At 54.4% G+C, this 18,114-nt stretch carries 20 protein-coding genes; 19 read left to right on the top strand and 1 reads right to left on the bottom strand.

Annotated elements, in window-relative coordinates; translation table 11 throughout:
• Positions 1-71: 71 nt before the first annotated feature.
• From purR to HMPREF1207_RS28265, 5 genes are all read left to right on the top strand, one after another.
• Positions 72-896 (top strand): pur operon repressor, encoded by an 825-nt coding sequence (gene purR, locus HMPREF1207_RS28285; protein WP_009671872.1) that lies wholly within the window; start codon positions 72-74, stop codon positions 894-896.
• Positions 897-912: 16 nt separating this feature from the next.
• A complete protein-coding gene (locus HMPREF1207_RS28280) occupies positions 913-1,299 on the top strand; it encodes a RidA family protein (protein WP_009671871.1) in 387 nt (128 codons plus the stop codon).
• A gap of 114 nt (positions 1,300-1,413) precedes the next feature.
• A complete protein-coding gene (spoVG, locus tag HMPREF1207_RS28275) occupies positions 1,414-1,698 on the top strand; it encodes a septation regulator SpoVG (RefSeq protein WP_009671859.1) in 285 nt (94 codons plus the stop codon).
• 115 nt (positions 1,699-1,813) lie between these two features.
• Positions 1,814-3,211: a bifunctional UDP-N-acetylglucosamine diphosphorylase/glucosamine-1-phosphate N-acetyltransferase GlmU gene (gene glmU / locus HMPREF1207_RS28270; protein ID WP_009671916.1), complete on the top strand. Its 1,398-nt coding sequence runs from the start codon at positions 1,814-1,816 to the stop codon at positions 3,209-3,211.
• 81 nt (positions 3,212-3,292) lie between these two features.
• Positions 3,293-3,916 (top strand): 50S ribosomal protein L25/general stress protein Ctc, encoded by a 624-nt coding sequence (locus HMPREF1207_RS28265; protein WP_009671870.1) that lies wholly within the window; start codon positions 3,293-3,295, stop codon positions 3,914-3,916.
• A 115-nt stretch (positions 3,917-4,031) separates the two neighbouring features.
• Here HMPREF1207_RS28265 and HMPREF1207_RS28260 read toward each other — a convergent pair whose 3' ends face one another.
• Positions 4,032-4,232 carry a hypothetical protein gene (locus HMPREF1207_RS28260; RefSeq protein ID WP_009671908.1) on the bottom strand — a complete coding sequence of 67 codons (201 nt, stop codon included), beginning with the start codon at positions 4,230-4,232 and terminating at the stop codon, positions 4,032-4,034.
• Positions 4,233-4,463: 231 nt separating this feature from the next.
• Between HMPREF1207_RS28260 and pth the strand changes: the two genes are divergently transcribed.
• The 14 genes from pth (at position 4,464) to HMPREF1207_RS28190 (ending at position 17,797) form a co-directional block, all read left to right on the top strand.
• Complete coding sequence (gene pth, locus HMPREF1207_RS28255) at positions 4,464-5,033, top strand: aminoacyl-tRNA hydrolase (RefSeq protein WP_009671867.1); 570 nt, start codon at positions 4,464-4,466, stop codon at positions 5,031-5,033.
• A gap of 214 nt (positions 5,034-5,247) precedes the next feature.
• Positions 5,248-5,478: an anti-sigma-F factor Fin family protein gene (locus HMPREF1207_RS28250; RefSeq protein WP_009671878.1), complete on the top strand. Its 231-nt coding sequence runs from the start codon at positions 5,248-5,250 to the stop codon at positions 5,476-5,478.
• 127 nt (positions 5,479-5,605) lie between these two features.
• Complete coding sequence (gene mfd, locus HMPREF1207_RS28245) at positions 5,606-9,127, top strand: transcription-repair coupling factor (protein WP_009671921.1); 3,522 nt, start codon at positions 5,606-5,608, stop codon at positions 9,125-9,127.
• On the top strand, positions 9,114-10,274 hold the full coding sequence (locus HMPREF1207_RS28240; RefSeq protein WP_009671918.1) for a peptidylprolyl isomerase: 1,161 nt from the start codon (positions 9,114-9,116) through the stop codon (positions 10,272-10,274). Before mfd ends, HMPREF1207_RS28240 begins: the two co-directional genes overlap by 14 nt.
• 232 nt (positions 10,275-10,506) lie before the next feature.
• Positions 10,507-11,049 (top strand): stage V sporulation protein T, encoded by a 543-nt coding sequence (spoVT, locus tag HMPREF1207_RS28235; protein WP_009671922.1) that lies wholly within the window; start codon positions 10,507-10,509, stop codon positions 11,047-11,049.
• A gap of 158 nt (positions 11,050-11,207) precedes the next feature.
• A complete protein-coding gene (gene spoVT, locus HMPREF1207_RS28230; RefSeq protein WP_036740813.1) occupies positions 11,208-11,750 on the top strand; it encodes a stage V sporulation protein T in 543 nt (180 codons plus the stop codon).
• A gap of 44 nt (positions 11,751-11,794) precedes the next feature.
• A complete protein-coding gene (locus HMPREF1207_RS28225; protein ID WP_009671900.1) occupies positions 11,795-13,594 on the top strand; it encodes a polysaccharide biosynthesis protein in 1,800 nt (599 codons plus the stop codon).
• 107 nt (positions 13,595-13,701) lie between these two features.
• The gene (gene mazG, locus HMPREF1207_RS28220; protein ID WP_009671893.1) at positions 13,702-15,183 is read left to right on the top strand and encodes a nucleoside triphosphate pyrophosphohydrolase; all 1,482 of its coding nucleotides are present in this window, start codon (positions 13,702-13,704) and stop codon (positions 15,181-15,183) included.
• 114 nt (positions 15,184-15,297) lie between these two features.
• Entirely contained in the window at positions 15,298-15,570 is a 273-nt protein-coding gene (locus HMPREF1207_RS28215) for an HU family DNA-binding protein (protein WP_009671911.1), read from the top strand.
• A complete protein-coding gene (locus HMPREF1207_RS28210; protein ID WP_009671920.1) occupies positions 15,570-15,830 on the top strand; it encodes an RNA-binding S4 domain-containing protein in 261 nt (86 codons plus the stop codon). Before HMPREF1207_RS28215 ends, HMPREF1207_RS28210 begins: the two co-directional genes overlap by 1 nt.
• A gap of 121 nt (positions 15,831-15,951) precedes the next feature.
• The gene (yabP, locus tag HMPREF1207_RS28205) at positions 15,952-16,233 is read left to right on the top strand and encodes a sporulation protein YabP (RefSeq protein ID WP_009671862.1); all 282 of its coding nucleotides are present in this window, start codon (positions 15,952-15,954) and stop codon (positions 16,231-16,233) included.
• Positions 16,230-16,811, top strand: a complete 582-nt coding sequence (yabQ, locus tag HMPREF1207_RS28200; RefSeq protein WP_009671858.1) for a spore cortex biosynthesis protein YabQ — start codon at positions 16,230-16,232, stop codon at positions 16,809-16,811. Before yabP ends, yabQ begins: the two co-directional genes overlap by 4 nt.
• A 55-nt stretch (positions 16,812-16,866) precedes the next feature.
• Entirely contained in the window at positions 16,867-17,208 is a 342-nt protein-coding gene (locus HMPREF1207_RS28195) for an FtsB family cell division protein (RefSeq protein WP_009671876.1), read from the top strand.
• Between the two features lie 106 nt (positions 17,209-17,314).
• On the top strand, positions 17,315-17,797 hold the full coding sequence (locus HMPREF1207_RS28190; protein ID WP_016424266.1) for a S1 domain-containing RNA-binding protein: 483 nt from the start codon (positions 17,315-17,317) through the stop codon (positions 17,795-17,797).
• The last annotated feature ends 317 nt before the right edge of the window (positions 17,798-18,114 follow it).

Raw genomic sequence — 18,114 nt, 5'->3', positions numbered from 1 at the left:
ATAGGTTGTACAAAGACGGACAAAAATGGTATATTCTCTTTATAATATTCGGTTTTTATTAGGGGTGCGTCATGAAAAAATTGAAGCGAAGCGCTCGGTTGGTTGAGATGACGCAGTATTTGTTGTTTCGGCCGCATACGCTCATACCGCTGACTACATTCGCGGAACGTTACAGTTCGGCCAAATCTTCGATCAGTGAGGATCTGGCGATTATAAAAGAGGTATTCGAGGACGAAGGACTCGGAGAACTCCATACACTTGCCGGCGCTGCCGGAGGCGTGAAATTTATTCCGAAGGTTGCCAAGGAAGCGTCGCTTTCGTTCGTACAGGATTTGTGCAATCAGCTTGAGCAGCCGGAACGCGTGCTGCCGGGCGGATTTTTGTATATGGCCGATATTATGGGGCGGCCGCAAGTATTGAACGAAATCGGCAAAACGTTCGCTACCGCATTCGCGGGCAGAGAGCTGGACGTCGTGATGACGGTAGAAACCAAAGGCATCCCGCTTGCATACGCAACGGCTTCCTTTATGAATCTGCCGGTCGTGACGGTGCGACGCGACAGCAACGCTACGGAAGGATCGGCCGTAAGCATCAATTATGTTTCGGGTTCCAGCAAACGCATACAAACGATGTCGCTGGCCAGACGCACGCTCCAGGAAGGAGCACGGGTTCTGATCATTGACGACTTCAAAAGGGCGGGCGGCACGATTCAAGGAATGGTGGACTTGCTGGGCGAATTCAAAGCAACCGTTGGCGGTGTAGGCGTGTTTATTGAATCGAACGAGGTCGAGGAGGAGCTTGTGAAAGATTATATCTCCCTCGCCAAGCTGACCGGCGTCGATTCTAAAACCAAACAGGTGACCGTTGTTCCTGGAAATTATTTCGATTCCGAATAAAGGAGAGATCTAAGTTATGCGTATCCTTTCAACGAATGAAGCACCGGCTGCCATCGGGCCGTATTCCCAGGCGGTACAGGTGGGCAATCTCGTTTTTACATCGGGGCAAATTCCATTAAATGCCGAGGGGCAGCTCGTAGAGGGCGGCGTTACGGAGCAGACGCACCAGGTGTTCCGCAACCTTCAGGCAGTACTCAAAGAAGCGGGAGCGACTCTTCAGAACGTGGTCAAAGCGACCGTCTTCATTAAGGATATGAACCAGTTCGGAGCCATTAACGAAGTGTACGCTTCCTACTTTGGCGAACATAAGCCGGCGCGTTCTACCGTAGAAGTGGCAAGGCTTCCGAAAGATGTGCTTGTCGAAATCGAACTGATTGCGGCGATAGCTGTCGAAAACGTTTAAGAGCACATTTAATTTAAGGAAAATCTAAATTTTTCCTCTTTATCCAGAAGGAATTTGCACGAAAATGTGGAAGTATACACCAAGTCCTGCGAATGGAAAAAGGTGGTGAACACAGTGCAAATTACAGATGTCAGACTTCGCCGGGTGAATTCCGAAGGAAGAATGAAGGCGATTGCTTCCATTACCATCGATAACGAATTCGTCGTACACGATATTCGTGTTATTGACGGCAATAATGGAATGTTTGTTGCAATGCCTAGCAAACGGACTCCGGACGGGGAGTTCCGTGATATTGCCCATCCGATTTCATCCACAACCCGCGAGAAGATTCAAGCGGCGGTTTTGTCTGAGTACGACCGTGCGGCTGCGGAAGAGGAAGTTATTGAAGAAGGCGCATAATCAACGCCGGTTTTGGCAGAAGGAGTCCTGTTCCTGCAGGGCTCTCTTTTCTTTTTCCGGCAGATAAGATATAGTCATGGATGAAACCCAGAGGAGAAGAAGGAGTGGATTGAAGTTGAAGCTGATGGCGATTGTACTGGCCGCGGGACAAGGAAAACGAATGAAATCCAAGCTGTACAAAGTGCTGCATTCCGTCTGCGGAAAACCGATGGTGGGACACGTACTGGATACACTTGAACATATACAAACGGAGAAAACGATCGTAATTGTAGGCCACGGGGCCGAAGCCGTTAAAGGCTATTTGGGAGACCGGGCGGAATACGCTCTTCAGGAACAGCAGCTCGGAACGGGACATGCCGTTCTCCAGGCGAAGGATGTTATCGGTGCGGAAGACGGCGTTACCTTCGTCGTATGCGGAGATACGCCGCTGGTCCGTCCGGAGACGCTGGAGAAAATGCTCCGCCTGCATCAGGAAAAAGGCGCGGCGGGCACTATCTTGACGGCGGAAATGACGGATGCCGCGGGCTACGGACGCATTATCCGCGGCGAAGGCGGCCGGGTGGACCGGATCGTCGAGCAGAAGGACTGTACCCCGGAAGAAGCGGCTGTGCGCGAGATCAACACGGGCACCTACTGCTTCGATAACCGCAAGCTGTTTGAAGCGCTGGAGAACGTGAAGAACGAGAACGCCCAAGGCGAGTATTACTTGACGGACGTCGTCGGGATTCTGAAAAATGCCGGCGAGATCGTCGAAGCATACTGCACGCCGGACGAGGCGGAGGCCATCGGCGTTAACGACCGGATCGCCCTCTCGGAAGCGGAGACGCTGATGCGTCAGCGTATCAACCGCAGCCACATGGTGGGCGGGGTAACGTTCATCGACCCTTCTCAAACGTATATTGAGAAAGACGTCGTGATCGGGCCGGATACCATCCTGTATCCGGGGACTACTCTGCGGGGCAAAACGGTTATCGGATCGGAATGTGTGATCGGACCGAACACCGAGATTTGCGACAGTACGCTCGGCGACGAAGTAACCGTCAAGCAATCGGTGCTTCAGGAAGCCAAAGTCGGCAGCCACGCGAATGTGGGGCCGTTCGCTTACCTGCGTCCGGGAACGGATCTTGGCGAGCATGTCAAAATCGGCGATTTTGTGGAAATTAAAAACGCCAAGCTCGGCGAGGGATCGAAAGTGTCGCACCTCAGTTACGTGGGAGACGCCGTTATCGGTAAGAACGTCAATGTCGGCTGCGGAGCCATCACGGTCAATTACGACGGCTTCAACAAAAGCCTGACGGAAGTCGGCGACGATGCCTTTATCGGAAGCAACGTAAACCTGATCGCCCCTGTCAAAATCGGCGACGGAGCCTATGTGGTGGCGGGCTCGACGATTACGCACAACGTGGAAGACAACGATCTGGCGATCGCCCGCGAGCGCCAGACGAATAAAAAAGGCTACGCCGATCGCATTCGCAGCAAGCTGAAAGCGAAGAAAGAAAACAAGCACTCGTAAAATTTTTTGTAAATAATTGATTGAAACCTCCCCCGGATGGGTAATTTATCTTTAGCCATCTAAAAGGGAGGTTCTTTTTGTATGGGAGTAGCTCTTAAAGGAAATACCAGAACCAATGCCACCAAGTCGGAGGCCAAGCAGCTGCGCAGACAAGGCAAGGTGCCTGGCGTAGTTTACGGGAAAACCACGGACAGCCTTACGGTTGTTCTGGAGCGGAAGGAACTCGTGCCGCTGCTGAGAAGCCACCCGAATGCGGTGATTGATCTTAATATCGAAGGCGTGGGCAAACGCCCCGTACTTATCAGCGGAGTTCAGAGAGACAGCCTGAGCCAGGATGTCATCCACATTGATTTCCATCAGATCAACATGAACGAGCCGGTTAAGGCAACGGTTGCCGTCGAGATCGTGGGAGAAGCGGCAGGCGTGAAGGAAGGCGGCATTCTCCAAGTGGAGACGGCACAGCTCGACGTCCGCTGTCTGCCTGATGATCTGCCGGACTCCGTGCAGGTGGATATCAGCAATCTCGGCATCGGGGAGAATATCCTCGTATCCGATTTGAAGCTGCCTGAGAACGTCGAAGTGAAAACGGAAGCTGAGGACGTTGTGGTTACCGTGCTTCAACCGCAGAAGGAAGTCGAAGAAACGACTGCGGACGAGCCTGCAGCCGAAGCTGAGGCTGAAGAAACTGCGGAATCGAAAGAATAACACGGCCTTCGGGCAAAATGAGAGGCTGCTGCCGGTTAACCGGCAGCAGCCTTTGTTATCCTTAACCGCTGGGCGAATAAGCTGACAAGCTATGTAAGCGCTTGCTAAATTGCGCCTAATAACCGGGTCTCGATACGAATGTAAACATGCCGCGGTTGTAAAACGTGTTGTTGATCTTGATGAAGTGGGAAGAATAGAGATAGACGAAGCCTATATCTTTGTGGGCGTTAAGATAGTATACTTGGACAGGAACCTCCGCTTCCAAATGATCTTGAAAATGATCGTCCTGGTAAAGCTGCTGGCCGTTGTCGTACATAAGATTCATCACCTGCTACCCATATTTTTTGAAGCGTAAATCATGCTGATTTGCGCCAATTTATGACTTTATCTTTGCGGCCGGGACCGGCAAATGAGCCGAGCGGCCGAAAAACCGCAGGCCTATGCCCGGAACCGCGCAAAATGCCTGTATATAATAGACAAGTTTCGGCAGGGAATCGTTACGGTGTCTAGTTAAAAAAAGTAAAAAATTTTTGGGAGTGAATGAAACGTGAAATGTTTTGTCGGTTTAGGCAATCCAGGGAAACAGTACGAGCATACACGGCATAATATAGGATTCATGGCGATTGACCGTTTTGCCGAGAAATGGGGCGTCTCTTCGTTCCAGAATAAGTGCAAAGGCCATCTGGCCGAGGTGCGTGTGAACGGTACAAAGGCCTACTTGCTGAAACCTATGACCTATATGAATTTGTCGGGGGAGTCGATCCGGGCTTTCATGGATTTTTATAAAGTCGACGTGTCGGATCTCGTCATTTTGTACGATGACATGGATACGCCGTTCGGGAATATCAGACTGCGTTACCAGGGGAGCGCCGGCGGCCATAACGGGATCAAATCCGTCATAGCCCATACGGGCACGTCCACGTTCAACCGCATCCGTATGGGGATCAATCGACCGAATCCGGGCTATCCGATTGTCGACTATGTCTTGTCGAATTTCAGCAAAGCGGAAACGGGGGCGCTGCCGGCCGTTCTGGACAAAACGTGCGAAGCGATGGAGCACTGCCTGAGCGAGCCTTTCGAGAAAACGATGGCGGTTTTCAACGGAAGCGGGAATTAGTCCGGAGTCCCGAGTGTATGCAATATCCTGAGTTGTGGCAAACGGGCGTTCTCTCGTGTGCCCGGTTTCCGGAATGCTGATCCGGGGACATCGGTCGCTCCAAGACACATTGTATGCCGTACATAGGCTGGCAAATTACTTCCAGAGTTGGCTAGGATTTTAAAAGTAGGGCCATACTAAGGAGTAATCGAAACCTGCAGGGAGGCATACATTGATGTCAGTAAAATATATTTGCCGTCATTGCCAATCGTCTATCGGGGAAATCAGCCGGGATCAAGTGAGCGAATACCAGCTCGGTTTCCATTTCTTGACCCCCGAAGAACGGAGCGATATAATAGCGTATAACATGGACGGGGGCGTTACGGTCAAGGTGGTTTGCGATTACTGCAAGCAGGCACTGGACGCCAATCCGGAGCTTAACCTGATCGGCAGCCCGCTGCAGTGACCGATTCCGGCCGCTGCCTGCGCGCTGCTTAGGGCGCTTATCCCGTACTCCGGACATGTGCAAAAATTGTGTCATGACAGCCTAGGCAAGCGCCGAGGCTTCTTTTTGTGAGAGGAGTGTACTTGATTTGCAAGCTTTAATACAGGCTTTTTCAACGGACCGCGATTTTCAAAGTGTGATTACGGGTATTCGTTCCGGCATGAAAGAGCAGTTGATCGCCGGATTAACCGGCTCCTCTCGTCAGGTGATGCTTGCCGCACTGATGCAGCAACTCGAGCGTCCGCTTCTCATCGTTACGCATAATATGTTCTCCGCCCAGAAGATCTTCGAGGATTTAAGCGAATGTCTTCCGGAAGACGGGGTTCTCTTATATCCCGCACAAGAGCTGCTTGCCGCCGAAGCGGCTATTGCCAGTCCCGAAATGCTGGCGCAGCGGATCGATGTGCTGACCAAACTGGCCGGCGGATACCGGGGAGCGGTCATAGTGCCGTATGCCGGATTCCGCCGTTTGCTTCCGACGAAGGAAACGTTCAAGGAAGCCCAGCTCACCGTACGTTTGGGGGATACGATTGACCTGGAGGAGTTTCTGACCCGTCTGACCGAGCTGGGTTACGAGCGTGTGGAGCGGGTGGAAGCGAAGGGGGAAATGAGCGTCCGCGGAGGCATCGTGGATTTATTTCCGCTGACTTCTTCCACGGCCGTCCGGATCGAGTTATTTGATGTTGATGTGGATTCTATCCGTACGTTCGACGTATCGGACCAGCGCTCCATCGAAAAGTTGGATTCGTTCGTGATCCAGCCGTGCCGGGAAGTACTCTTAAATAGAAAGCGTTTTCAGGGCGCTGCTCAGCATGCTTACGAACTTCTTCAGACCCAGCTTGCCAAAATGACGGACCGTCAGGCCAAGGACAGGCTGCTGGAAGGAATCGGACATGATATTGAACTGCTCCGAGAGGGGAACACCTTCCAGGGGCTGTTCAAGTATGTCTCGCTGCTCTATCCGGAGCGGCAGACTCTATCCGATTACATGCCGGAAGATACGGTACTGCTCGTCGACGAGCCGGCCCGGCTCGTGGAAACCTCCAAGCAGCTGGAGCGGGAAGAGGCGGAGTGGGTGACGAGTTCCCTTCAGGACGGGAAGGCCCTCCCGGCCCTCACGCTTTCGAAGCAGTTGGAGACCCTTATGCAGCGCCGCACTTATCCGACGCTTTATATGTCACTCTTCCTGCGCCAGGTTCCGCAGACCCAGCCGCAGAACATTGTCAATTTCATGTCCCGGGTCATGCAGAATTTCCACGGGCAGATGAACCTTCTGAAAGCGGAAATGGAACGCTGGAAAAAGACGGGCAGCCGCGTTATCATCTTAGCCAACGGTGAAGAGCGGATGGACCGCGTCCGCCGTGTGCTTGGGGATTATCAAATCGATGAACCCGAGATTATGAACGGAAACCTGCAGACCGGCTTCGAGCTGCCGTCCATTCATCTCGTCGTGATTACGGAAGGCGAGATGTTTACGCAGAAGCAGCGGAAAGCGCGCAAAGTAGACAAGAAAATCGAGAATGCCGAGAGAATCAAAAGCTACCAGGAGCTTAAAGTCGGAGACTACGTCGTTCACGTTAATCACGGGATCGGGAAGTATGTGGGAATCGGCACTCTTGAAGTCGGGGGCATTCATAAAGATTATTTGCATATTGTCTATGCGGGCGGCGACAAGCTGTCCGTCCCGATCGACCAGATCGATCTCATTCAGAAATATGTCGGTTCGGAAGAGAAAGAGCCGAAGATATACAAGCTGGGCGGGGCCGACTGGAACCGCGTCAAGAACAAAGTGCGGACCTCCGTCAAGGACATCGCCGACGATCTCATCAAGCTTTACGCGGACCGTCAAGCGACAACGGGATACGGCTTCAGCTCCGATTCCGCCTACCAGCAGGAATTCGAGAGCATGTTTCCGTATGACGAAACGACGGATCAACTCCGGGCAATTGGGGAAATTAAGAAGGATATGGAAAAACCGCGTCCGATGGACCGGCTTCTTTGCGGAGACGTCGGTTACGGCAAGACGGAAGTGGCCATCCGTGCCGCTTTCAAAGCGGCTATCGACGGCAAACAGGTCGCTGTCCTGGTGCCGACGACGATTTTGGCGCAGCAGCATTACGAGACGTTCCGCGAGCGCTTCTCGGGATACCCGTTCAACATCCAGGTGCTGAGCCGGTTCCGTTCGAAGAAAGAGCAGAATGAAACGACCAAGGGTGTCAAAGCCGGTACCGTCGACATCGTAATCGGAACGCACCGCCTGCTGTCCCAGGATCTGAAGTTCAAAGACCTGGGGCTGCTCATCGTCGATGAGGAGCAGCGTTTCGGCGTCTCGCACAAAGAGAAGCTGAAGCGGCTGAAAACGAATGTCGACGTGCTGACTTTGACCGCCACGCCAATCCCGCGGACGCTCCACATGTCGATGCTGGGGGTTCGCGACCTGTCCGTCATCGAGACGCCGCCGGAGAACCGCTTCCCCGTACAGACTTACGTGCTGGAATACAGCACAACGCTCGTACGGGAAGCGATCGAACGCGAACTGGCGCGAGAAGGACAGGTGTATTTCCTGTTCAACCGCGTCCAGGGGATCAACCAGATGGCCGAGCAGATCTCCATGCTCGTGCCGGAAGCACGCGTGACCGTTGCGCACGGGCAAATGTCGGAGCAGGAACTCGAGAAAACGATTCTCGACTTCCTGGACGGCGAGTTCGACGTGCTCGTAAGCACGAGCATCATCGAGACCGGCGTCGATATCCCGAACGTGAATACGCTGATCGTGCATGACGCCGACAAGATGGGCTTATCCCAGCTGTACCAGCTGCGGGGCCGGGTCGGCCGTTCCAACCGGATCGCCTACGCGTACTTTACGTATCAGCGCGACAAAGTGCTGAACGAAGTGGCGGAGAAACGTCTCCAGGCAATTAAAGAATTTACAGAACTTGGGTCCGGGTTTAAAATTGCCATGAGGGACTTGTCCATCCGCGGAGCCGGCAATCTGCTCGGAGCCGAGCAGCACGGGTTTATCGCTTCCGTCGGATTCGACCTGTACTCTCAGATGCTGAGCGAAGAAATTGCCAAGCGCAAGCTGGAGCTGGACGGAGAGCAGGCGGAGCCCGAGAAGGAATGGATCACGCAGCTTGACCTTCACCTGGATGCTTACCTGCCGTCGGATTACATTTACGACAGTATGCAGAAGATCGAGATTTACAAGAAAGTGGCGAATATCCGCTCCTTCGCGGAAGCGGAAGATCTGGATGAGGAATTGGTGGACCGGTTCGGCGATCTTCCGCCTGCCGTTTCCAATCTTTTGGCCGTAGCCAGATTGAAGGTGTATGGAGCCGAATATAAAATCGAATCCATCTCTCAGAAGGGCGACGACTATCAGATCAAGATTTCTCCGGACGAGACGGAAAGGCTGGACGGTCAGAAGCTGTTTACGATTTCGAACGGCTTCGACGGGCGCGTCAAACTGATTGCCGGACCTCAGATTCATGTTCATATCCGCGGCAAAGGGCTGTCCCCCGAGGACACAATCGCATTGGTGGAGCGTTTTCTGTTACAATACAGGGAAGCCTTGAAAACGAAGGGAGAATTGCAGAATGCAACACAATAAATCAGGTTGGGCCAAAAGCAAGTGGCTGCTGCTTGCCGTATTAGTCCTTGTTTTGGCCGTGGCCAGCGGATGCGGCAAGAAGGACGAAGGAAAAGCCGGCACGCCGGAAGAGGTTATCGCCACTTACAAAGACGGGGGTAAAGTGACCCGTGGAGAGTTTGATAAACTGCTTTCCTTCAACCGTCTCCTGTATCCGGAATACGCACAGTTCGAAACCGACCCGGCATACCAGCAAAGCATGCTGGAGCAGTATATCATGCTGAAGGTTCTTTCCGGACGTGCGAGCGATGACGTGAAGAAAGAAGCGGACAAGCAGGTAACCGAGCAGGTTACACAGCTGAAAACTTTCGTGGGCGCGCAAGAAGGCGGCCTGGAGAAGAAGCTGAAAGACGCGAAACTGGAAGAGAAGGACATTGAGGACCTCTTGAGACTCAGCGTGTATTCCACGAGCCACTTGGAGAAGCAGGTCACCGACGACGAAATCAAAGCGGAGTACGAGAAGGCCAAAAAAGCGGACCCGAACGCCTACGATGTAGCGACTGTCCGTCATATTCTCATCGGTCTTAACGATCCGGCTACGAATAAAGAGCTCCGTACGAAAGAAGAAGCTTTGAAGCGCGCAAAAGAAGTGCAGCAGAAGCTGAAAAACGGCGGAGACTTCGACGCTCTTGCCAAAGAATACTCGGATGACCCGGGTTCGAAAGATAAAGGCGGCAAGTATGAAAACGCCAAAGTCAGCCAGTGGGTAGCCGGATTCAAAAAAGCGGCCCTCGAGCTGCCTTTGAATACGATCAGCGATCCCGTTGAGACCGATTACGGCTACCACGTCATGAAAGTGGAATCCCGTAAAACCGAAACCGTAGAAGACGCCAAGAAAGAGCTGGCCTCCAACCTGGCGCAAGTGAAGATGCAGGAGTTCGTAACGAAGGAGCTTCCCGGCTTGATCGAAACGAACAAGCTTCCTAAGCCGACTCCGACTCCGGCTCCATCGGCCAATCCGAGCCCGGCGCCCGGCGCCAGCACGGAACCAAGCGGCACGCCGGCTCCGACAGGCAGTCCGTCTCCACAGACGACGCCGACCGCGGCGCCGACCGACGTGCCTGGAGCGACGCCTCCGGCCGCAAGCCCTTCGCCGGCGGCGAAGTAAGCGAATCTGCGAAGCCTGGCGGCAGATCAATGATGTCACGAAAGCCATCTCGTCCATCCGGACGGGATGGCTTTTTATTTTACGTGGATGGAAAGAGGGAAATGTATAAGAATATGGGGGTGGATGAATACTATGGTCAGAATCGAATCGCTACACCCTTCTCTTTTAAATACACGCAGATCGGCGTCCAGTCGTATCCAAAACTTCAAGTGAAAGTGGGGCAACAAGAGTCATGAAAGCAACTGGAATCGTTCGTCGCATTGATGACCTGGGCAGGGTTGTCATTCCGAAGGAAATACGGCGCACACTGCGCATCCGGGAAGGCGACCCGCTCGAGATATTCGTCGATCGCGACGGTGAAGTTATCTTGAAGAAGTATTCCCCGATCGGAGAATTAGGGGATTTTGCCAAAGAATATGCCGAGTCTCTCTATGAGAGCACCAATCATATCACACTGATTACGGACCGGGATACGGTTATCGCGGTAGCGGGCGGTTCGAAGAAAGAGTATATGGACAAGCAGATCGGGCAGATCGTGGAGACCACCATGGAAAACCGTAAACCGACGATCGAGAGCGGTTCGGGTACATACGAAATCTCCAAAGACAATCCCGAAACTTACAGCTCTTTCGTCATCGCTCCGATTGTTGCGGGCGGAGATCCGATCGGTTCGGTTATTCTGATGAGCAAGGACGAAGAAGTCAAGATGGGCAACATGGAATCGAAAATGGTGGAGACTGCAGCCGGTTTTTTGGCGAAACAAATGGAGCAGTAACCGAAAGCTTCCCTTACTTGGAAACCAATTCCGGAGGTAAGGGGGCTTTTTTTGTTTTATGAGGAAATTTATATATAATGGGAAGAGTCCTCTTTAATCCGTATTTTTTCAAACATCCTAGTGTAAACCCCCAGAAGGAAAGCGAGGCTTTAAGCAGTATGAAAGCGACAGGTATAGTTAGACGCATAGACGATTTAGGACGGGTAGTCATTCCGAAGGAGATCCGGCGCACCATGCGCATCCGGGAAGGCGATCCCATGGAAATATTCGTGAACCCCGACGGCGAAGTCATTTTGCAGAAATATTCTCCGGTCGGTGAACTTGGAGATTTTGCGCTGGAATACGCGGAGTCGTTAAACGAGAGCACCGGGTATCAGGCCGTTATATCGGACCGTGAGACCTTCATCGCAGCGGCAGGCCGCGGACGTAAAGAATATGACGGCAGACCGGTGGGCGAGCAAGTGGAGAGCGCCATGAACGGAAGACAGACTATCGTGCAAGCAACGGCCGGCAGTTACGTGCTGGTTAAGGATGCGGCAGATGCTTACGGCTCGTTCGTCATTGCACCGATCATTCACAACGGGGATGCCATCGGCGCCGTTCTGTTAGTCAGCAAGGAAAATGATGTGGTCATGGGAAAAACCGAGCGGATCATGGCCGAAACGGCCGCTTCCTTCTTGTCCAAGCAAATGGAAGTGTAGATAGACATAGGCACATTTAATTTTTTATCGCAGGAGAGACATCCATGTCCACGGAAAAGGGAACGCAGGAACAGACTGTGACGGTCGGAAGCTCCCGGCTCCTTAAGGGCGCCGCGTTACTGGCCGCCGCGGCGGTATTCTCCAAACTGCTCGGAACGCTCCAAAAAATTCCGCTGCAGAATATAGCCGGAGACGGGGCTTTCGGCATTTACAATGCCGTCTATCCGCTGTACCTCCTGATTCTTTTTCTGGCGACGGCGGGTTTTCCGATCACGGTCGCAAAATTCGTCCAGGACCGGGCAGCCGCACGCGATCATGCAGGGGCGAGGCGGGTGGCGGCAGCTTCCGCTCTGCTCCTGACAGGGACCGGCGTGTTTTGCTTTCTCTTGCTGTATTTCGGAGCCGATGCGCTTGCGGGCTGGATAGGAACAGCGGCTGCAGCGCCGGCCATCCGCAGCATTTCGTACGCGCTTCTGCTGGTTCCCGTACTCTCGGTTCTCCGCGGTTATTTTCAAGGCTATCAGAACATGGTCCCCACCGCGGTTTCTCAGGTAGTCGAGCAGACGGTGCGCGTGCTTACGATGGTTCTTCTTCTGCTTTACCTGACCGAACAAGGTGCGGGAGACGGCGATATTGCCGCCGGAGCGACATTCGGTTCCGTAACGGGGGCAGCGGGAGCCTTGCTTCTGCTTCTGTTCTATTGGCAGAGAAGCAAGGAAAGAAGGGCTGGGAATCCGGCTGAATTAACGTCGGCGGAAACCGCGGATCATTCCGACTCCTGTGAAGCCCCGCATAGCGTGGGCAAGAGGCTTGAACGAGCGGCTGATGAGAAACCGGCCACTATGGGAGAGGCTGCCCAAGCTGAGGCGACCGGCCCTGTGGGGACCAAAGAACCGCTTGGCCGGCTCATGGCCTCTATCGGCGCTTACGCGCTGCCGATCTGCCTCGGCTCGATCATGACGCCGATTCTCAATCTCATCGACGCCTTCACCATTCCCCGCCTGCTGCTCGGCGGAGGAGCGGACCCGGCCGAGGCGATGCGCCAGTTCGGCCTGTATAACCACGGCCTGCCCTTGGTACAGGCCGTGACGATGGTCGCGTCCTCGCTGACGGCCGTGCTGGTGCCGGCGATCGCCGCGGCTGCGGCGGCCGACCCGGCGCAGCTGCAAGCGCGCACGGAGCGGACCGTGCGGATGACGGGCCTGCTCGGCCTGGCTGCGGCCGCCGGCCTGGCCTCTCTCACCGTTCCGGTGAACGTGATGCTCTATCAGAGCGATGAAGCGTCCGGCACGATGGCTCTGCTCGCGCTCACGGCGCTGTTCGGCACGCTCAACATCGTGCTTGCCGGAGTGCTGCAGGGCCTCGGCGCCGTGAACGCTCCCGCGCTGCACCTGCTCGCCGCAGCCGCCGTCAAAATCGGCGGCAGCCTGCTCCTCGTGCCGCGCTGGGGAATCGCCGGCGCAGCCGTGTCGGCGGTGCTCGCGTTCGCGGCCGCGTCCGCCCTGGGCCTCGCCGAGGTGCGGCGGCTGACCGGCGCTCCGCAGCGCTGGCGCGCCTCGGCCCTGGCACCGCTTGCCGCCGCAGCGCTTATGTGCGCCGCTCTGGGCGCGCTCCAGCTCGCGGGCGGGCCGCTGTTTGGCGCCGTGGCGCCGGGCCTCGGCTCGCGCGGACAGGCCGTCGTATTGGCGCTGGCCGGGGTGGCGCTCGGGGCGGCCGTGTACGCGATCGCGCTGCTGCGCTTCGGCGCCGTGAACCGCGCGGAGCTTGAGCAGCTCCCCGGCGGCGGCAAGCTGGCTTCGGCGCTGACGAAGCTGCGCCTGCTCCCGCAGGGGGAGCGGCTCTAGGAGCGAGCCGCGCTCCGTGATAGACCGCGCCGTTTCGGCGTAAAATAGCTGCGAATCAACCGGCTCCGCATAAGCGGGAACCGGAATATGCGTGGGAGGCAAGGACTATGACGCAAGGAATTACGGTTCTCGGACTCGGTTCCGGGGACGAAAACCAGCTCACGCTCGGCGTGCTGCGCCGTTTGCAGCAGGCTCCGAAGCTGATTCTCCGCACCGATCATCACCCGGTTGCCGCCTATCTCCGGGCGGAGGGGATCCGGTACGAGACCTTTGACGCGATTTACGAAGCGAAGGACCGCTTTGACGACACGTATGAAGCGATAGCGGCCTCACTGCTGGAGTCGGCCCGTAGGGAGGCTGTCGTGTACGCCGTTCCCGGACATCCTATGGTGGCCGAGTACACCGTGCAGCTGCTGAGAGCGAAATGTCCGGACGCGGGCATTCCGCTGGAGATCGTGGGCGGGGAAAGCTTCCTCGACCAGGCGTTTCTCCGGTTCGGCTTCGATCCTATCGAAGGGATGCAGCTTCTGGATGCGACAGACCTGCGGCCCGGCATGCTGAACCCCCGCTTGCATACGGTTATCGGACAAGTGTACGATACATTTACGGCGTCGGATGTGAAGCTTACGCTGATGGAGCTTTACCCGGACGATTACACCGTCTTTGCGGGTCACTCCCTTGGCGTTGCGGGGGAAGAATGGGTTGTCCGGGTTCCTCTTTACGAGCTCGACCGGATCGAGGGCTACGGCAACCTCTCCCTTGTATGGGTGCCGCGCAGCGACCGCGACGAACTCCGCAACCGTACATTGGAGCGGCTGCATGAAATTGTGGCGATTCTCCGCAGCCCGGAAGGCTGCCCGTGGGATCGCGAGCAGACGCATGCCAGCCTCCGCAAAAATCTTATCGAAGAAGCGTACGAGGTGCTGGAGACGATCGATGAGGACGACCCCGACCACATGTGCGAGGAGCTCGGTGACCTGCTGCTGCAGGTGATGCTCCATTCCCAGATGGAAGAGGAGACCGGCGCTTTTACCGTCTATGACGTAATCGCGGGTCTCAACGAGAAGCTGATCCGCCGTCATCCGCACGTTTTCGGTACGGAAGGAGCGGAAAATGCGGAAGAGGCTCTTGCCAACTGGCAGCAGATGAAGGACGAGGAGAAGCGCCGCAAAGGGATTGACCCTTCGAAGCAGTCTGCTTTGGCGGGAGTGCCCAAGGATCTGCCGGCTCTGATGAAAGCCCTGAAGCTTCAGAAGAAAGCGGCTGTTGTCGGTTTTGACTGGTCCGAGGTCGGAGAAGTGATCGGCAAAATCACTGAGGAACTCGGTGAAGTGCAGGAAGCAATGGAAAACGGTGCCGCGGCAGAGCGCTTGGACGAACTCGGGGATCTGCTTTTCGCCGTCGTCAATCTGTCACGTTTCCTGAAAATCGATCCGGAAGAGGCGCTGGCTTCGACTAACCGCAAGTTTGTACGCCGTTTCCAGTACATCGAAGAGCGCCTGGAAGCCCGGGGCAAGTCCCTGGCGGAGGCGGATTTGGCAGAGATGGAAGAATTGTGGCAGGAAGCAAAAAAACTTCAATCCACGTAGGTTTTTCAGCAGGATTTCCCAAGCTGAGCAAGAATACTTAGTTTCGGAAGCGGCTTTCCTGTGAGATTCAAAACCAGCTACACATTGTCATTCACTTTAGGAGGTATTCGAATCATGAACAAAACAGATCTGATCAACAACATTTCCACAAAGAGCGGACTCACCAAGAAAGACGTGGAAACCGTCCTTAACTCTTTCCTCGGTGAAATTACGGACGCGCTGTCCACAGGAGATAAAGTTCAGCTGATCGGCTTCGGTACATTCGAAACCCGCAAACGCTCCGGACGTACGGGCCGCAACCCGCAAACCGGTCAAGAAATTTCTATTCCGGAATCGAATGTTCCTGCTTTTAAAGCGGGCAACAAGCTTAAAGAAGCCGTAAAATAATGAGACTCGACAAGTTTTTAAAAGTATCCCGGCTGATCAAACGCCGTACGGTGGCCAAAGACGTCTCCGATCAGGGGCGTGTCTGGATCAACGGGCGGGATGCGAAACCGAGCTCGACGTTGAAAGTAGGCGACGAGCTTACCATTCAATTCGGGCAGAAGAAAGTGACCGTTCGCGTGGAACAGCTGACGGAGTCGACTCGTAAAGAGGATGCGGCTCATATGTACACGCTTCTGCGGGAAGAAGCGAATAACGGATAACCAAGAGGCTGAAAGGCGGCTTATGCCGACTTAGGCCTCTTTTTTACGTGTTTCCGGGTGTTCTAAAAACGGACATCCCCCCATATCGTAGTGGTAGGAAAAGCTGTAGGGGGGACTCGCCATGATGGAGGCCGGAAAGACCAAACGGCAGGAAGTGAAAATGCTCAACCGCAAGCTGCTCGAGATCTCCGGGGTGAAGAATGTGGAGAGCTTTGACAGTGAGGAATTTTTGCTGGAGACGGACTGCGGGTTTCTGCTCATTAAGGGCCAGAATCTGCATATCAAGAATTTGAGTCTGGAGCAGGGACTGGTGGCGATAGAAGGATACGTCAACGCCTTGTCTTATGTGGACGCAAATTCCCCGGAGAAAAACAAGGGATTTCTGGGTAAGCTGTTCAAGTGACACTGAACGTCCAGTTTATAACCTTGTGGTTCATGTTCGTCAGCGGGATGGGGCTAGGGATGCTCTACGACGCCTTCCGGGTGGTGTTCGTGCAGCTGCGGCTGCCGCGCTGGACTTTCCCGCTTGCGGATGTGGTTTACTGGATTACGGCGACCGTCTGCGTGTTCGGGACGCTCGTGCACAGCAATCAGGGACAAGTCCGATTCTTCGTCTTTGTCGGGTTAATTATCGGCCTGCTGGTTTACATGATGACGCTGAGTCGTACCGTCCGTAAGGTTATTGCGGTCCTGATCCGGGCCGTTAAATGGCTCCTCCGCTTTTTCAGGCGAATGTTTACGCTGCTCTTTATCAAGCCTGCGATCGGGTTATACAAGCTGGCCTGGGTGCTGCTGGGCTTTTTGGCGGCGCTGGCTATGTTCCTGTTCCGAGTTGTGGTACAATTGGTTTACCCTATGTGGAAACTGCTGCTTTGGCTGACACGTCCCCTGTACAAGCATTTACGGGTACCTGCCCGAGTGCTGCGGTGGGTAAATTTTTTAAAGCAGCTGTTTCAGAAGTGGTTCCGCAAGGGTAAGTAACCAGGCATGGGTCGAACTGTATATGGCCCTGCACGATCAGGAGGCTCAGAGATTAATGCCTGTTCCACCCAAATCAACGCAGACGCAACCTAAATCGAATAGCAAAGGCACGCGCCGCAGATTCCGTATTGCCGCCGTCATTCTGCTCGGTTTTCTGACGTGGGCGGGAGTTACATTCTGGGGACAACATGGCAAGATCAGCGAGAAGCGTGCAGAAATGCAGCAGATCAAACAGGAGTTAACCGATGAACAGAAGCGTAAAGCGGACCTTCAGCAGGAGATTGCCCGTTTGCACGACCCTGAGTATTTGGAGCAAGTCATCCGCAGCGAGTTGAATTATGCCCGCGAAGGAGAAACGCGTTTTTTTATACCGACGTCCAAATCACAAAATCCGTAAAATCGGATTATTTGGGCTTTTCTCCATGTTGACCGTCTATTCAGCAATGGGGTATAATCGGCATAGCCATTCTTTTGAACAATTTAAGGGAGGAACATTGTATTTTATGGCAATAGAAGTGGGCAGCAAATTAGAAGGAAGAGTGACCGGGATCACTCACTTTGGGGCATTTGTCGAGCTTGAACAAGGTGTCACCGGATTGGTGCATATCTCGGAGATTGCCGACAACTACGTGAAGGATGTCAACGACCATCTCAAGCTGGAAGACAAGGTTCTGGTCAAGGTCATCAACGTGGACAAGGACGGGAAAATCGGCTTATCCATCAAGCAGACGATTGAAAAGCCCGCTGAACCTGCTCGCCCTGAAAGACAAGGCAATGGCAAGTTCGACTCCCCTCGTTCCGGAGATCGTGGCGGATTCGGTAACCGTGGAGACCGCGGCGGACGCGGTGGCGGCTTCCGTAACGCACCCGGCAAATTGTCTTTCGAAGACAAGATGAACCGTTTCCTCAAGGACAGTGAAGAGCGCATTTCTTCGCTGAAGAAGCAGGACTCCAAGCGTGGCGGACGTGGCGGACGCCGCGACTAATTGTTCCTCGCTCTACTATTTACACAAATTTACAACCACATTCCGTTTCGGCGGATGTGGTTTTTTTGCGTCGATTAACATGCGGTTATTCGGGGAATCGACACAACCTTACCGCATACGCATCCCATTTACCGGAGACAAGCTCCCGCCGCTTCGGAACGGTTGTTCGGAAGGGAGAAGCCAAGCCCCCATGGGGTAGGCATTCGCGCCGACCTGACAGGCCCCCTTTTTTTGTCGGAAATTTCTTAAACTCTAGTAACTCATTGTGACAAAATCTATGATAGAACCCACCTATAATAAACACCACTAAGAGAAAT

The organism is Paenibacillus sp. HGH0039 (genome assembly GCF_000411255.1).
Taxonomy (GTDB): domain Bacteria; phylum Bacillota; class Bacilli; order Paenibacillales; family NBRC-103111; genus Paenibacillus_F.
This window is presented reverse-complemented; position numbering and strand designations above follow the sequence as displayed.

Bases quoted from the DNA above. Each gene is read 5' to 3' on its own strand.
- mazG (WP_009671893.1), top strand. From the start codon at position 13,702: ATGACGCAAGGAATTACGGTTCTCGGACTCGGTTCCGGGGACGAAAAC.
- HMPREF1207_RS28215 (WP_009671911.1), top strand. From the start codon at position 15,298: ATGAACAAAACAGATCTGATCAACAACATTTCCACAAAGAGCGGACTC.
- HMPREF1207_RS28190 (WP_016424266.1), top strand. From the start codon at position 17,315: ATGGCAATAGAAGTGGGCAGCAAATTAGAAGGAAGAGTGACCGGGATC.
- HMPREF1207_RS28250 (WP_009671878.1), top strand. From the start codon at position 5,248: ATGTCAGTAAAATATATTTGCCGTCATTGCCAATCGTCTATCGGGGAA.
- HMPREF1207_RS28260 (WP_009671908.1), bottom strand. From the start codon at position 4,232: ATGTACGACAACGGCCAGCAGCTTTACCAGGACGATCATTTTCAAGAT.
- HMPREF1207_RS28210 (WP_009671920.1), top strand. From the start codon at position 15,570: ATGAGACTCGACAAGTTTTTAAAAGTATCCCGGCTGATCAAACGCCGT.
- purR (WP_009671872.1), top strand. From the start codon at position 72: ATGAAAAAATTGAAGCGAAGCGCTCGGTTGGTTGAGATGACGCAGTAT.
- yabP (WP_009671862.1), top strand. From the start codon at position 15,952: ATGATGGAGGCCGGAAAGACCAAACGGCAGGAAGTGAAAATGCTCAAC.
- HMPREF1207_RS28240 (WP_009671918.1), top strand. From the start codon at position 9,114: ATGCAACACAATAAATCAGGTTGGGCCAAAAGCAAGTGGCTGCTGCTT.
- HMPREF1207_RS28280 (WP_009671871.1), top strand. From the start codon at position 913: ATGCGTATCCTTTCAACGAATGAAGCACCGGCTGCCATCGGGCCGTAT.
- spoVT (WP_009671922.1), top strand. From the start codon at position 10,507: ATGAAAGCAACTGGAATCGTTCGTCGCATTGATGACCTGGGCAGGGTT.
- HMPREF1207_RS28265 (WP_009671870.1), top strand. From the start codon at position 3,293: ATGGGAGTAGCTCTTAAAGGAAATACCAGAACCAATGCCACCAAGTCG.
- HMPREF1207_RS28225 (WP_009671900.1), top strand. From the start codon at position 11,795: ATGTCCACGGAAAAGGGAACGCAGGAACAGACTGTGACGGTCGGAAGC.
- HMPREF1207_RS28195 (WP_009671876.1), top strand. From the start codon at position 16,867: ATGCCTGTTCCACCCAAATCAACGCAGACGCAACCTAAATCGAATAGC.
- spoVT (WP_036740813.1), top strand. From the start codon at position 11,208: ATGAAAGCGACAGGTATAGTTAGACGCATAGACGATTTAGGACGGGTA.